Origin of the sequence: Pseudarthrobacter sp. NamE5 (genome assembly GCF_005796225.1) — a bacterium.
GTDB lineage: Bacteria > Actinomycetota > Actinomycetes > Actinomycetales > Micrococcaceae > Arthrobacter.
On sequence record NZ_VAHO01000003.1, the window covers coordinates 165,837 to 180,063 of the forward strand.

11 protein-coding genes are annotated in these 14,227 nt (G+C 65.8%); 3 read left to right on the top strand and 8 right to left on the bottom strand.

The annotated features are described in order from the left end of the window. The first annotated feature begins 59 nt into the window (after window positions 1–59). Window positions 60–2,240 (top strand): amylo-alpha-1,6-glucosidase, encoded by a 2,181-nt coding sequence (locus FDW84_RS06030; RefSeq protein ID WP_138607531.1) that lies wholly within the window; start codon window positions 60–62, stop codon window positions 2,238–2,240. A gap of 21 nt (window positions 2,241–2,261) precedes the next feature. Here the strand turns inward: FDW84_RS06030 and FDW84_RS06035 are convergent, their stop codons facing one another. From FDW84_RS06035 to FDW84_RS06055, 5 genes are read right to left on the bottom strand one after another with little or no spacing between them, the layout of a single operon-like run. Further along, window positions 2,262–2,795, bottom strand: a complete 534-nt coding sequence (locus FDW84_RS06035; RefSeq protein ID WP_138607533.1) for a GNAT family N-acetyltransferase — start codon at window positions 2,793–2,795, stop codon at window positions 2,262–2,264. A 16-nt stretch (window positions 2,796–2,811) separates the two neighbouring features. Then, a complete protein-coding gene (locus FDW84_RS06040) occupies window positions 2,812–3,807 on the bottom strand; it encodes a sugar phosphate isomerase/epimerase family protein (protein WP_138607535.1) in 996 nt (331 codons plus the stop codon). Window position 3,808: 1 nt separating this feature from the next. Further along, complete coding sequence (locus FDW84_RS06045; RefSeq protein ID WP_138607537.1) at window positions 3,809–5,008, bottom strand: Gfo/Idh/MocA family protein; 1,200 nt, start codon at window positions 5,006–5,008, stop codon at window positions 3,809–3,811. Continuing rightward, on the bottom strand, window positions 5,005–6,147 hold the full coding sequence (locus FDW84_RS06050) for a Gfo/Idh/MocA family protein (protein ID WP_138607539.1): 1,143 nt from the start codon (window positions 6,145–6,147) through the stop codon (window positions 5,005–5,007). Before FDW84_RS06050 ends, FDW84_RS06045 begins: the two co-directional genes overlap by 4 nt. Beyond that, the gene (locus FDW84_RS06055; RefSeq protein WP_138607541.1) at window positions 6,144–6,890 is read right to left on the bottom strand and encodes a sugar phosphate isomerase/epimerase family protein; all 747 of its coding nucleotides are present in this window, start codon (window positions 6,888–6,890) and stop codon (window positions 6,144–6,146) included. Before FDW84_RS06055 ends, FDW84_RS06050 begins: the two co-directional genes overlap by 4 nt. Window positions 6,891–7,026: 136 nt before the next feature. Between FDW84_RS06055 and FDW84_RS06060 the strand changes: the two genes are divergently transcribed. Continuing rightward, on the top strand, window positions 7,027–8,253 hold the full coding sequence (locus tag FDW84_RS06060) for an ROK family transcriptional regulator (RefSeq protein WP_138607543.1): 1,227 nt from the start codon (window positions 7,027–7,029) through the stop codon (window positions 8,251–8,253). On the opposite strand, the gene FDW84_RS06065 is transcribed toward FDW84_RS06060, so the two are convergent. Next, window positions 8,243–9,202: a D-2-hydroxyacid dehydrogenase family protein gene (locus FDW84_RS06065; RefSeq protein ID WP_138607545.1), complete on the bottom strand. Its 960-nt coding sequence runs from the start codon at window positions 9,200–9,202 to the stop codon at window positions 8,243–8,245. The two genes, FDW84_RS06060 and FDW84_RS06065, sit on opposite strands and share 11 nt — an antisense overlap. A gap of 134 nt (window positions 9,203–9,336) precedes the next feature. On the opposite strand from FDW84_RS06065, the gene FDW84_RS06070 reads away from it, so the two are divergent. After that, on the top strand, window positions 9,337–10,530 hold the full coding sequence (locus FDW84_RS06070; RefSeq protein WP_138607777.1) for an MFS transporter: 1,194 nt from the start codon (window positions 9,337–9,339) through the stop codon (window positions 10,528–10,530). A gap of 244 nt (window positions 10,531–10,774) precedes the next feature. On the opposite strand, the gene aceB is transcribed toward FDW84_RS06070, so the two are convergent. Then, a complete protein-coding gene (aceB, locus tag FDW84_RS06075) occupies window positions 10,775–12,427 on the bottom strand; it encodes a malate synthase A (RefSeq protein ID WP_138607547.1) in 1,653 nt (550 codons plus the stop codon). 335 nt (window positions 12,428–12,762) lie between these two features. Beyond that, window positions 12,763–14,079 carry an isocitrate lyase gene (gene aceA / locus FDW84_RS06080; protein ID WP_138607549.1) on the bottom strand — a complete coding sequence of 439 codons (1,317 nt, stop codon included), beginning with the start codon at window positions 14,077–14,079 and terminating at the stop codon, window positions 12,763–12,765. Window positions 14,080–14,227 lie beyond the last annotated feature (148 nt).

Here is a 14,227-nt window from a genome sequence, read left to right on the forward strand (position 1 = left end):
GGGCGGGCGGTCCTCCGATCCGCGGAGCATCCCGAATCCTTTAGGAAGGAGCCCTTTCCATGACTGCATGGAACGCCGATACCGAGGCTGCAGCATCCGAATCAGGATCGGTAACGGTGGTGGAAGGATCCTCATTTTGCATCTCGTCCGGGACGGGAGACATCAGTTCCGACTCAGGCACTAACGGGGCCTTTTTCCAGGACACACGCATCATTTCCGACTGGGTACTGCGCATCAACGGATCCCTGCGGGAACCGCTGGTGGCCCAGCGCCCAAAACCCTTTGAAGCGACTTTTGTCGGAAGGGCGAAATGGCCGGACGGCCGTTTCGACAGCCCTCTCGTGGTGCGGCACACCCGGCATATTGGCGCCGGCCTCCAGGATGACATCACCCTGGAAAACTACTCCTCGGAGTCTGTGGACTGCGATATCGAGCTTTTAGTGGAAGCGGACCAGGCTGACCTGTTTGACGTCAAGGTAGGGCGGACGTCCCAGCATCCCGAACCTGTCCGCACCGTCCGTGACGGACAGCTCGTGATCGAAACGTCCCACAACGGCCATAAGCGCGGATCTGCCGTGCACGCGCGTGGCGCGACCGTCAGCAGTGAGGGGCTGCGTTTCCACACAACAATTCCGCCGCGCGGCAAGTGGGCAACGAGCGTCATTGTGGTGCCGCTGATCAACGGGCAGGCGCCCGCCGGAGCTTTCTCCGACGACGGGCTTCCGCGCCACCGGGAGGGTGTGCGCCGGCATCGGCATTGGGAGCAGAACGTCCCGGTGATTACCGTGGGGGATGCCAGCCTGCAGGCACTGCTGAACCGCAGCCAGAGTGATCTGGGGTCACTGCGCATTTTTGATCCCCACCATCCGGAGCGGGCTGCCGTGGCCGCAGGTGCGCCCTGGTTCATGGCGTTGTTCGGCAGGGACTCCATTTTGGCCTCCTACATGAGCCTGATGGTTGATCCCAACCTGGCCGCGGGGACGCTGCAGACGTTGGCCGGCCTCCAGGGCAGGAAAGTGGATCCGGACTCCGAGGAAGAGCCCGGGCGTATTCCCCACGAAGTGCGGCTCGGTGTCACAGCGGGCCTGTCCCTCGGCGGAACGGCCTATTACGGAACAGCTGATGCCACGCCCCTTTTTGCTGCACTCCTGGGCGAGCTGAGCAGGTGGGGGCTGTCGGAGGACATCATCGAATCATTGCTGCCGCACGTTGACCGCGCACTGGAGTGGATCGACCATTACGGCGACCGCGACGGCGACGGATTCGTGGAGTACCTCCGCCCCAACGACCATGGGCTCATCAACCAGGGGTGGAAGGACTCCTGGGACGGCATCAATTTCGCGGACGGAACCATGGCCGAAGCCCCCATAGCCCTTTGCGAGGTCCAGGCGTACGTCTATTCCGCCTACGTAGGCCGGTCGTTGCTGGCCCGCTGGAGCGGTGACGTTGCCCTGGAACAGCACTGGGCCCAGCGGGCAGCGGACCTGAAGGCCGCCTTCAACGAAAAGTTCTGGCTGCCGGAAAAGGGCTACTTCGCGGTGGCACTGGACAAGGACAAACGGCCGGTGGACGGGCTGACGTCGAATATCGGCCATTGCCTCTGGCTGGGCATCGTGGATGAGGACAAAGCAGCCTCCGTGGTGGAGCACCTGATGTCGCCCCAGATGTTCACCGGCTGGGGAATCCGCACGCTTGCCTCGGACATGGGGGCGTACAACCCCGTGAGCTACCACAACGGGTCGGTATGGCCGCACGACACAGCGCTGGTGGCCACTGGTTTGATGAGATACGGGTTCGTGGAGGAGGCCGGGCGGGTAGCCTCCGGCATCTTCGAAGCTGCCGAACATTTTGACGGCAGACTGCCTGAACTGTTCTGTGGCTTCGACCGCGGCGAGTTCCCCGGACCCGTGCCGTACCCAACGGCCTGTTCACCGCAGGCATGGGCGGCAGCTGCGCCCATTCAGCTGATCCGTGCGCTGCTGCGTTTCGACCCTGTCCACACCCGCGGTGTAGTGCATCTGGCCCCGATCCTGCCCGAGGACATGGGCGACTTCCAGGCCGAGAACGTGCTGCTGGACACTTCGCGGATCACGATTAAGGCGCACGGGAAGCACGGCGACATCGAGGGCCTTCCGCCCGGCCTCAAGCTCGTGACAGAGCCGCGGCCACCGCTGGCCTACCCGCCTCAGGAAGGGGCGGCAGGCTCCGGCCGAAGTGACCTGAAGCAGGCCGCAAGATAGGCCGCATCACACGCACGGTGGTCATGGAAGGGCCCGCTCCAGCACGAAGTCATGCTCCACCGTGCTTCCCAGCTGGAAGGACTTGGTGCCCACCTTACGGAACCCCGACTTTTTGTAGAACCGGATGGCGCGCGCATTCTGGCTGTTCACCCCGAGCCAGATGCCGGCACCGCCCGCGGCGGCTGCCGCCTGCAAGCTGGCTTGCATTAGTTCGGCCGCCGCGCCCACCCCGTGGTGCCCGGGATGGACGTAGCATTTGCTCAGCTCCACGGATGGCGTCCGCGTCAGCACCGAGGACACGTCTGGGTCCGCTGCGGGCCTGTTGACCAGGAGGCTGTAGCCCCGGAGGCCACCGTCCGCGTCAACGACCAGCACGGTGACGTCAGGGTCGCCGAGGTATTTCCGGAAGTGGACTTCGCTGAGGGTGTTGGCCAGGTGGACGGCAATGTCCTCAGGCGACGTGGACGGCGGGCATGCCAGCGGAAAGGTGACGGCCGCCAGTTCAGCCAGCGCCCCGGCGTCGTCCGTTGTTGCCTGTCGTATTGCTGAAGCCATGCAGGGATTGTATTTCCTACTGCTGGAAGGCGGCGTCGAAGGAGGTGTTTGACGGCGGGAAGTCGTACTTTTTCAGGGCGTTGAGGGCTTCGGGGGCGCCGTGGAGGCGGTCCATGCCGGCGTCTTCCCATTCGATGCTGATGGGGCCGTTGTAGCCGATGGCGGCGAGGGCGCGGAAGGAGGCCTCCCAGGGGACGTCTCCGCGGCCGGCGGAGACGAAGTCCCAGCCGCGGCGGGGGTCGCCCCAGGGCAGGTGGGAGCCGAGGACGGTGTTGCGGCCGGTCTGGCGGATCTTGGTGTCCTTGCAGTCCACGTGGTAGATCCGTTCTTTGAAGTCCCAGATGAAGGAGACGGGGTCGATGCCCTGCCACATCATGTGGGAGGGGTCCCAGTTCAGGCCGAACGCCGGCCGGTGGTTGATCGCTTCGAGGGTGCGGACGGTGGTCCAGTAGTCGTAGGCGATTTCGGAGGGATGGACCTCGTGGGCGAAGCGGACGCCGTTTTCGTCAAAGACGTCCAGGATGGGGTTCCAGCGGTCGGCGAAGTCCTGGTACCCGGCGTCGATGACTTTTTCGGGGACGGGCGGGAACATGGCGACGTACTGCCAGATGGCGGAGCCGGTGAAGCCGACGACGGTGTCCACGCCAAGTGCTTTGGCGAGCCGGGCGGTGTGTTTCATTTCCTCGGCAGCGCGTTGGCGGACGCCTTCGGGGTCGCCGTCGCCCCAGACTTTGGTGCCGACGATTCCCTGGTGGCGGAAGTCGATGGGGTCATCGCACACGGCCTGGCCCTTGAGATGGTTGGAGATGGCCCAGACCTTGAGGTTGTACTTGTCCAGGATCTCGAGTTTGGACTCGACGTAGCCGGGTTCGTCCCAGCGCCAGGCGTCCAGGTGCTCGCCCGAGACGGCGATTTCCAGGCCGTCGTAGCCCCAGCCGGAAGCCAGGCGCGCGACTTCTTCGAAGGGGAGGTCGGCCCATTGGCCGGTGAACAGGGTAAACGGGCGGGGCATGTCAGGCTCCTTCAGTGCGGGCAGTGGCAGCGGCGGCGGGGGAGTCCGGCGGTGGGGCCAGCTGGACGGTGGCGCTTTTGGCGGTGGCGGATTCCTCCACGGCGTTCAGGATGCGTTGGACTTCCAAGCCGTCCTCGAACGACGGCGAGGGCTCGGTACCGTTGTGGATGGCGAGCAGGAAGTCGCGGATTTCGTGGGTGAAGGTGTGTTCCCAGCCGACAATGTGGCCCTGCGGCCACCAGGCATCCAGGTAGGGGTGTTCCGGTTCCGTCACGACGATCCGGCCGAACCCCTGCTCCCGGGCAGGGGCGCTGGAATCTAGGAACGCGAGCTCGTTGAGGTTCTCCAGGTCGAAGCGCAGGGCACCCTTGTCGCCGAAGACCTCGATCTGCAGGGAGTTCTTCCGGCCGGTGGCCACCCGCGAGGCCTCCACTGAGGCGATTGCTCCGGAGGCGAGGGCGAGCGTGGCCCATGCGGCGTCGTCGACCGTTACCTCTTCCAGCCCGTCGGCACCGGGCCGCCGGTCCACGAAGGTCCGCAGGCGGCCGGACACTTCGGTGACCTGGTCCCCGAGCAGGAAGAGGACCTGGTCGATCGCGTGGGAGGCGATGTCGCCCAGGGCGCCGGAGCCGGCCGTTTCTTTTTTCAGCCGCCAGGTCATGGGTGCCTGATCATCCGCGAGCCAGTCCTGCAGGTAGGCCGCGCGGACCTGCCGGACAGTTCCCAGCCGGCCCTCGCTGATCAATTCCCTGGCCAGGGCAAGGGCCGGGACGCGCCGGTAGTTGAAGCCCACCATCGACTGCACGCCCCTTGCCCGGGCTTCCTGCGCGGCCGCGGTCATAGCCTCGGCCTCTGCCAGGGTGTTGGACAGGGGCTTTTCCAGCAGCACGTGCTTGCCGGCTTCAAGGGCGGCCGTGGCGATCTCGGCGTGCATCCACCCCGGCGCGCAGATGTCCACCACGTGGATGTCGTCCCGGTCCAGGATGCTCCGCCAATCCGTCGCGGTTTCGGACCAGCCATACCTGGCTGCGGCTTCGGAAACGGCGGCGGCATCCCGGCCCACCAGGACCTTCTGCTCAAAAGCGGGGACGTCGAAGAAACTGGCAACGTTCCGCCACGCATTCGAGTGGGCCTTGCCCATGAACGCGTAGCCGATCATCGCTACGCCCAGCGGCGGTCGGTTTGCCGGCTCCGTGCTCATGCCTCGTCCTCCAGCGTCAGCGTCTCGGGCGCCCAGTCCTCGGGGAGCGGTGCGGAGGCAGGAGCGGAGCTCTCAACGTCCATGAAGGTGCCCGAATTCATGGACTCCGTGATGGACACCATGGCATCCAGCACGTGGTAGGCCAGGTTGCCGGTGGCGCGGTGGAGGGTGCCCGCGCGCAGCGACCTCGCCATGTCCAGGACACCCATTCCCCGGCCGTTGGCCGGACCTGCGGCGGGGATGGTGGTCCAATCCTCGTCACCTGCCCGCCAGAGCCTGATGTCGCCGTCGAACATGTTGGGGTCCGGGAGGGAGATGGTGGCCTCGGTGCCGGTGATCTCCACGAATCCCATCCGGGTGCGGGGTGACTCGAAGGAGAAGACGCTGTGGGAGGACGCGCCGGACTCAAACTGGGCCATGGCGGAAACATGGGTGGGCACCTCCACCGTGAATTCCTCACCCGCCTTGGGTCCCGAGCCGATGACCCGGACGTCCTTCGCCTTGGACCCGACGGCGGCTACCTTGCGGATGGAACCGAAGGCCTGGATCAGGGTGGTGAGGTAATAAGGGCCCATGTCGAACAGCGGGCCCGCGCCGTACTGGAACAGGAAGGCCGGGTTGGGGTGCCAGGACTCCGGGCCGGGGGTCTGGAACGTGGTCATTCCGGTCAGGGGCGTGCCGATGTCGCCCCGCTGGATCAGGCGCAGGGCGGTCTGGAGTCCGGCGCCCAGGAAGGTGTCCGGGGCGCAGCCAAGGCGGATGCCTGCGGTGTCGGCGGTCTTGAGCAGGCCAAGGCCGGATTCGCGGTCCAGCGAAAATGGCTTCTCCGTCCAGACGTGCTTGCCGGCGTTGACGGCGGCGGTGGCCACTTCAACGTGGGCCGCCGGAATGGTCAGGTTGACGATGATTTCGACGTCGGGATGGTTCAGTGCCTTCTCCACCCCACCCCATTCGGGGATGCCGTACTCCTTCGCCCTCACCTCTGCGGCCTCTTCGAAAAGATCGGCGATGACGTGGACCTTGAGGTCCGGGAAGGTGGTGAGGTTGTCCAGGTACTGCTTGCTGATGTTGCCAGCGCCGATGACGCCGACGCCGACCTGGCCCTTGCGGAGCGATGGTGTGGTTGCGGGGGCGCTCATGCCTTGATTCCTTCGCCTGAAGCTATGAGGAACGACAGGCTCTCATTGATGCCTTCAAAGATGTCCCCGGCATAGTCGTCGAATTCCACCACGCCCACCTCCAGCGACTTTGCGGCGGCGATGACGTCCAGGACGGGAAGCTTTCCCTGGCCTGCCGGCTGCTGGGCCTTGGTGTCAGTGGTCAGCGGACCGTCCTTGATGTGGATGAACTTCACCCGGTCCCCCAGCTTCGTGAGGATCTCCACCGGATCCTGGCCGCCAACGGCAACCCAGTAGGTATCCACTTCCAGCACGAGTTCCGGGTCGAGCAGGTCAGCGAAGTACTCAAGCGCGGTCCGGCCCTCGATGCTGGACTCCAGCTCCCACTGGTGGTTGTGGTAGCCCACCCGGATGCCATATTCGGCACCCTTTTTCGCGGCGGCGTTCAGCTGGGCGGCGGTTTCCTGGATGTCTTCGGCCGATTGCCAGCGCTCTGCCGGGATGAAGGGATCGATCACGGTGCTGATACCCAGTTCCTTGGCGGCAGTGAAGATCTCGTCCTGGTCCTGGCTCAACAGGGGTGCGTGGCCCGAAGGTGCCGTGAGCCCGTTTTCCTCCAGTGCGGCGCCAAGTTCTTTGGCCATGGCTACGAAGTTGTACGGCTCCACCTGCGCAAAGCCGATTTCCGCAACCCTGCGGATGGTTCCCGGCAGGTCTTCCTGGACAGCGTTCCGCAGGGTATAAAGCTGGATTGAGTAGAACAAGATGTCTCCCGGTTGCTTGGACGTGTGCTGGCTGCTGTGATTTGGGTCTACCTGCAAAGCTATGAGCGCTTTTGCCAGACGTCAAGCAAAAGTTGTCGCCGTGACATAGATAAGTGCATCTGCTATCTATGTCTCTATGACTAAAACAGCCGGTCCGCGGACCGCTCCCGAGCCGCTGGGAGCGCAGGGACGGGCGGGAGACATCTTCCAGATACTGAGGGACGGGCGCGCACGTACCCGGGCCGAGCTTGCCGGGACCACCGGCCTTGCACGGTCCACAGTTGCAGCCAGGATCGATGCCCTGATCGCGTCCGGACTTGTCGGTCCCGCAGGTGAGGCCAGCTCGAGCGGCGGCAGGCCGCCGTCGCGCTTTGCCTTCAAACCTGCCGCCCGGGTGGTGCTGGCCGTGGATGTGGGGGCAACCCACGTTGCCGTGGCCGTCACGGACCTGGGCGGTTCCATCCTCGCTGAACGCCGCCTGGCCCAGCAGGTGGCGGACGGGCCGGAGAAGGTCCTGGGACTCGTGACAGGGCAAGCTGCAAAACTGCTGGCGGTGGCGTCGCGGGACGTTGCAGATCTCGCCGGAGTGGGGATCGGACTTCCAGGACCGGTGGAGCATGGCACTGGACGGCCGGTTAAGCCGCCCATCATGCCGGGCTGGGACGGCTTCGACGTGGTCCGGTTCGTCCAGCGCTCACTGCCTGTCCCCGTGTTGGTGGACAACGACGTCAACATCATGGCGCTGGGGGAGCGTACGGTGCACTGGCCGGATGAGGACAACCTGCTGTTCGTGAAGGTTGCCACCGGCATCGGCGCGGGCATCATCAGCAGCGGGGAACTGCAACGGGGCGCCAACGGGACTGCCGGGGACTTGGGCCACGTGCGCGTCCCCCGCGGAGACGACGTACTGTGCCGCTGCGGGAACCGCGGGTGCCTGGAAGCGCTCGCCTCAGGGCCGGCGATCGCGGCCGCCCTCGGGCAGGAGGGACTGGAGGTTGCGCAGGGGGCGGACGTGCTTGATCTCGTGGCGCACGGTAACCCGCACGCCATCCAGGCCCTGCGCCAGGCCGGCCGTGACCTGGGCGATGTGCTGGCCACCGTGGTGAATCTACTGAACCCCTCGGTAATCGTCATCGGCGGCAGCATCGGGGACTCCGGGGAGCACCTGGTGGCAGGTGTTCGGGAGGTGGTCTACCGGCGCTCGCTGCCCCTGGCCACGTCCCAGCTCCGGATTGGATCGTCCAGGGCTGGGGACAGGGCCGCCATCTTCGGGGCCAGCCAGCTGGTCACCCGGCACGTCCTTTCGCCGGCCGCCATCGAGGCAACCCTGCAGCCCGCCGCCGGAATTCCCGCTACGGCGTAATGACCCTGACGGGTGTGCCGGCCAGCCATGCCGTCACGTCCTCGAACGCTCCGCCGTAGAAATGGCGGTAGCTTTCCTGCGTGACGTAGCCGAGGTGCGGCGAGAGTACCGTGTTGGGGGCAGCAAGGAGAGGGTGGCCCGCCTGCAGGGGTTCCTGGTCATAGACATCCAGCGCCGCCCCGCGGATCCAGCCTTCGGCAAGGGCCTTCAGCAGGGCGTCCTGGTCCACCAGCGGGCCCCTCGCGGTGTTCACCAGGATGCCCTCCGGCCCCAGCAGCCGCAGCTCCTGCTCGCCGACCGTACTCTCTGAGCGCTCCGACAGCCGGAGGTGGAGGGTAGCCACGTCCGAGAGCCGGAACAGCTCTTCCTTGGATACCAGCCGGGCGCCGACTTCTGCCGCTGCCTCCGCCGTCAGGTTCTGGCTCCACGCCAGCACCTCCATTCCGAAGGCCTTCCCGTATCCGGCGATCCTCCGCCCGATTTTTCCGAGCCCCACAATGCCCAAGGTTTTGCCTGCCAGCTCAAAGCCGACCGTTGACTGCCAGGTTCCGGCCCGCAGCGAGTTCTCCTCTGCCGGCAGGTGCCGCGCGGCGGCCAGCAGCAGCGCCCAGGTCAGTTCCGGGGCAGCGGCGGGCGATCCCGGCGTGCCGCACACCGTGATGCCCTGTTCGGCTGCGGCGGCGACATCTATGGAGGCATTTGCCATCCCCGTCGTAACCAGGAGCTGAAGGGCGGGAAGCTTCTCGAGGACCTCACGGGGAAAAGCCGTTCTCTCCCGCATGGCGATTACGATGGTGGTACCGGCCAAAGCTGACACCAGGGCTTCCTGTGACGCAAAGGGTTCGCGGAACGTCATGACGGTGACGCCTTCGGCTTCCAGGGCGGCCCAGTCGGCGAATCCGTGGGCGACATCCTGGTAGTCATCAAGGATGGCGAGGCGGTGCTGCATGGCGATGTCCTTCGTCCCGGTGAACTGGCGTGATGTTCATCGTATGGCAGGCACTGTCCGTGGGCGCAGGAACCGCCGACCGCAGGCGTGATAGCAATGGAGGTGATGAAACCCCCTATCCCGCGCGCCGCCGCATGAGCGGCCGGATATTTTCCCGATTTCCCAACAGCTGGATCCTGCTCGCGTGCATCGGCCTGCTGGCGCTGAACCTGCGGGGCCCGTTCGTGGCGGTCGCCCCGGTTGTTGGCCTGATCCAGGCGGAGCTCGCCTTTTCGCCCGTCATGCTGGGGCTTCTGACCAGCATCCCCGTCCTCTGCTTCTCCCTGGCGGCACCGCTGGCTTCCCTGGCGGCGAGGAAGCTCGGTGCCGAGTTCGCGGTGACGCTGACAATCCTCGGCGTGCTGGCGGGGGTCCTGGTGCGCTCCGCGGGCGGGCCGGTGCTGGTGGTGGCAGGAACGGTGTTAATCGGGGTGGCCATTACGGTGGGCAACATTGCCGCGCCCCTGATCATCCGCCGCGACTTCGCCCCCAGGCGGCAGGGGACCGCGATGGGAATTTACACGGCAGCCCTGAACATCGGCTCGTTCCTGACGTCAGTGGTGACAGCACCTTTGGCCAGCGTGGCGGGGTGGCGGTTCGCGCTGGGCTCCGTGGCGGTGTTCGCCGTAGCCGCCGTCGTGGTCTGGACCCTGGCCGTGGGACCCCGCAACGCGTTCCTGGCGTCATCAGCGGACGGCGGGGACAGCAGCCGGGCGCCGGTGGCCGGATCCAGGTGGATCACTGCGGGATTAACCGCGGGCTTTGGCGGTCAGGCGTTCTCCTACTACGGGGTGACGGCCTGGCTGCCCAGCTACCTCAACGATGAGCTGGGGATGTCGGCCGCCGAAGCCGGCGCCGCTTCCTCGATCTTCCAGATCCTTGCCATCGTGGGCGCCCTGGGCGTGCCGTTTGCGGCCAGGTTCATGAGTACGACGGCGGTGGCGGTCACCGTGGGTGCGCTGTGGACGGCAGTGCCGGCCGGGCTGCTGCTGGCGCCGCAGCTCTGGTGGCTATGGTCCACCTTTGGCGGCATCGCCCAGGGCGGCGGCATCACTGTCATTTTTATAGCCATTATCCGGCTGGCCCGGGACCAGGCGTCCGCCGGCCGGATGTCCGCCACGGTCCAGGGCCTGGGCTACGCCCTTGCCGCGGTGGCACCGCCGCTGGTGGGCTTTGTCCACGATGCATCGGGTTCCTGGACTCCTGCGTTGCTGGTCATCCTCGCCTCGGTTCTGACCTTCTTCGTTGCCACCACCCTCTCCGTGCAGAAGGTGCCGAAAGGCCGCTGAGCCAGGCGCCGCCGTCGTACGTTCCAACTCCGTTCCGACGCTCTCTCACTTAACGTGGCAAAAGAACGATCGCTCTCTCACTTTCCCCTGGGAAGGGAGAGAGCGATCCGGAAATTCACGCATCAAGTGAGAGAGCGTTGGGATGGACGGCGGCTTGTGGAATGCTCCGCCGCCGGGCCGGCCCTCCGGATTTCGGAGGTTCCTGTTGCGATAGGTTTGCCGGCCCGACGGACGGAAGTTGGGTTTAGGCCGCGGCTAGCTCCTCAATGGTGGCCTTCTCACGGGCCTCTGTGAGGTAGCGGGCGTAGGCGGGGAGGGTGAGGAAGGACGGGAAGTCGCGGGCGAGGGTGACCTCCTCGAAGATGTCGCGGGCGTCTTCGAAACGGTCGCCGTCGAAGCGTTCGAGCCGGGCGAACTCTTCATCGAGGAGTTCTTCGATCCACTCGTGGGTGATGATCTCGCCGTGGTCGGTGATGGCGCGGGCGTAGATCCACTGCCAGAGCTGGGAGCGGGAAATTTCGGCGGTGGCGGCGTCCTCCATGAGGTTGTGGATGGCCACCGCGCCGTTCCCACGCAGCCAGGATTCGATGTATCGGATGCCCACCTCGATGTTGTTGCGGATGCCCTGTTCGGTGATGGTGCCGGTGGTGGCAGCTACGTTGATGAGGGCCCGGTCATCGGGGGTGACGTCCTCGCGGAGCCGGTCCAGCTGGTTGGGCTTGTCACCGAGGATGGAGTCGAATACTTCGCGGCAGACCGGCACCAGGTCGGGGTGGGCCACCCAGGAGCCGTCGAAGCCGTCGTTGGCCTCGCGGGTCTTGTCCGCGCAGACCTTCTCGAAGGCGTTGGCGTTCGCTTCCGGGTCCTTGCGGTTGGGGACTGCCGCTGCCATGCCGCCGATGGCCATGGCGCCGCGCTTGTGGCAGGCGCGCACGAGCTGTTCGGTGTAGGCGCGCATGAACGGGGCGGTCATGGTCACCTGGGCACGGTCCGGCAGGACGAACCGGGGGCCGCGGGTGCGGAAGTTCTTGATCAGGGAGAAGATGTAGTCCCAGCGGCCGGCGTTCAGGCCCGCGGCGTGGTTGCGCAGTTCGTAGAGGATTTCCTCCATTTCGAAGGCTGCGGTGATGGTTTCGATCAGCACGGTGGCGCGGATGGTGCCCTGCGGAATGCCGAGCAGGTCCTGGGCGAGGATGAAGATGTCGTTCCAGAGCCGGGCTTCGAGGTGGTTTTCGATCTTGGGCAAGTAGAAGTAGGGGCCCTTGCCCTGGGCCAGCAGGCGGCGGGCGTTGTGGAAGAAGAACAGGCCGAAGTCCACGATGCCCCCGGCGATGGGCTCGCCGTCGATGAGCATGTGCTTTTCGGGCAGGTGCCAGCCGCGCGGGCGGACCACGATGGTTGGCAGTTCCCCGGCGGGGCGCAGCTTGTACTCCTTGCCCTCCGGGGACGTGAAGTCGATCCGGCGTTCCAGGGCGTCGGTGAGGTTCAACTGGCCCTTGATGACGTTCCGCCACGTGGGGGTGGAGGAGTCCTCCATGTCCGCGAGCCAGACCTTCGCACCGGAGTTCAGGGCGTTGATGGTCATCTTCTTATCCACCGGCCCGGTGATTTCCACGCGGCGGTCCTCCAGGCCGGGGGCCGGGGGAGCGACGCGCCAGGTCGGGTCGTTGCGGATGTCCTCCGTTTCCCGGAGGAAGCGCGGGTCGGCGCCGGCGGTGATCCCTGCCCGGCGGGTCCGGCGGGCTTGCAGCAGTTCCTGCCGCCGGGCGGCGGTGGTCCGGTGCAGCCTGGCAATGAACGCCAGCGCATCCGGAGTCAGCACCTCGTTCTGCCGGCACACGGGCTGCGCGGTCAGAGTGATCCCGTTGATCGTAAAGCTGTCAGTAAAGCTGTTCATCTCAGTCTCCTTAAGACGACAAGGAAGTTCGACGGCGGCAAGCGGCAAAGTGGCAATTGAGGCACGAGGCCGAAGGAGCCGGTGTCGCGGCAGCCTGCGTAAAAAGGGGCCCTGTGCCCGCCCCCGACCGAGTTCTACGAGGTCATGGGGCGGGCATGGGTGGAGCCACAATGCCGAGGGGCCCCCGGCTGAGCTTGCGAAGCTGGGGAGGCATTGGGGAATAGCAGGCAGAGCGACGCCGGTCCGAAGGCCGGACGGAAGCGCCGCCGTCGTAGGTTGGGCCCACGGCCGTCTGGTTCCCTCGCGAGCTTGCGAGTGGAGGGGGCGGCTGGGGATTAGTGGAACTGGCCCTCTTCGGTGGATCCCGCCAGGGCCAGGGTGGATGCGTTCGGGTTGAGCGCGGTGGAGATGGTGTCGAAGTAGCCGGTGCCGACTTCGCGCTGGTGCTTGGTCGCGGTGTAGCCGCGGGTTTCGGAGGCGAATTCCTTCTCCTGGAGCTCGACGTAGGCGCTCATACCTTCGCGGGCGTAGCCGTGGGCGAGGTCGAACATCGAGTAGTTCAGGGCATGGAACCCGGCCAGGGTAATGAACTGGAAGGTGAAGCCCATGGCGCCGAGTTCGCGCTGGAACTTGGCGATAGTGGCGTCGTCCAGGTGCTTGCGCCAATTGAACGACGGCGAGCAGTTGTAGGAGAGCATCTGGTCCGGGAACTCGGCCTTGACGGCTTCGGCGAACTTACGGGCGAGCTCGAGGTCCGGGGTGCCGGTTTCCATCCAGATCAGGTCCGAGTACGGGGCGTAGGCCTTGGCGCGGGCGATGCAGGGTTCGATGCCGTTGCGGACCTTGTAGAAGCCCTCGGCGGTGCGTTCGCCGGTGATGAATTCCTGGTCGCGCTCGTCCACGTCGGAGGTGATCAGGGTGGCGGCCTCGGCGTCGGTGCGGGCGATGACGACTGTGGGGGTGCCGGCGACGTCGGCTGCAAGGCGGGCGGCGTTCAGGGTGCGGACGTGCTGCTGGGTGGGGATGAGGACCTTGCCGCCCAGGTGCCCGCACTTCTTTTCCGAGGCGAGCTGGTCCTCCCAGTGAACACCGGAGGCGCCGGCCTGGATCATGGACTTCATGAGCTCGTAGGCGTTCAGCGGTCCGCCGAAGCCGGCTTCGGCGTCGGCAACTATCGGGACCAGCCAGTCTTCAACGCTCTGGACGCCCTCGGCGAATTCGATCTGGTCCGCCCGGAGCAGGGCGTTGTTGATCCTGCGCACCACCCTGGGCACCGAGTTGGCGGGGTAAAGAGACTGGTCCGGGTAGGTGTGGCCGGAGTTGTTGGCGTCCGCGGCCACCTGCCAGCCGGAAAGGTAGATGGCGCGGAGGCCGGCCTTGACCTGCTGAACGGCCTGGTTGCCGGTCAGGGCGCCCAGGGCGTTGGTGTACTTGCCTTCCTTGTGCTCCTGGGTGAGCTGCTTCCACAGCTTCTCGGCGCCGCGGCGGGCCAGCGTGTGTTCCTCGGAGACGCGGCCGCGGAGGCGGACGACGTCGGAGGCTGAGTAGTCCCGGGTCACACCTTCCCAGCGGGGGTTGGCGGCCCACTCGAGCTCCAGGGCGGCAGCCTGCTGTTCGGGCGTCTGCGAGGTGGGCTCAAATGCTGCAGTCATCGTTGATCTCCTTGATTGAGCTCCGGATCGGGTAGGTGGGAACCTCGCCCTTGAGGTTCCCACCGGCTTTCCGGTGCGGTGTTTCTTTCCGTAACACTCACTTTTCAGGACTTTCAGAACGCTTTCCAGAGAAAAGTGCTGGAAAGAA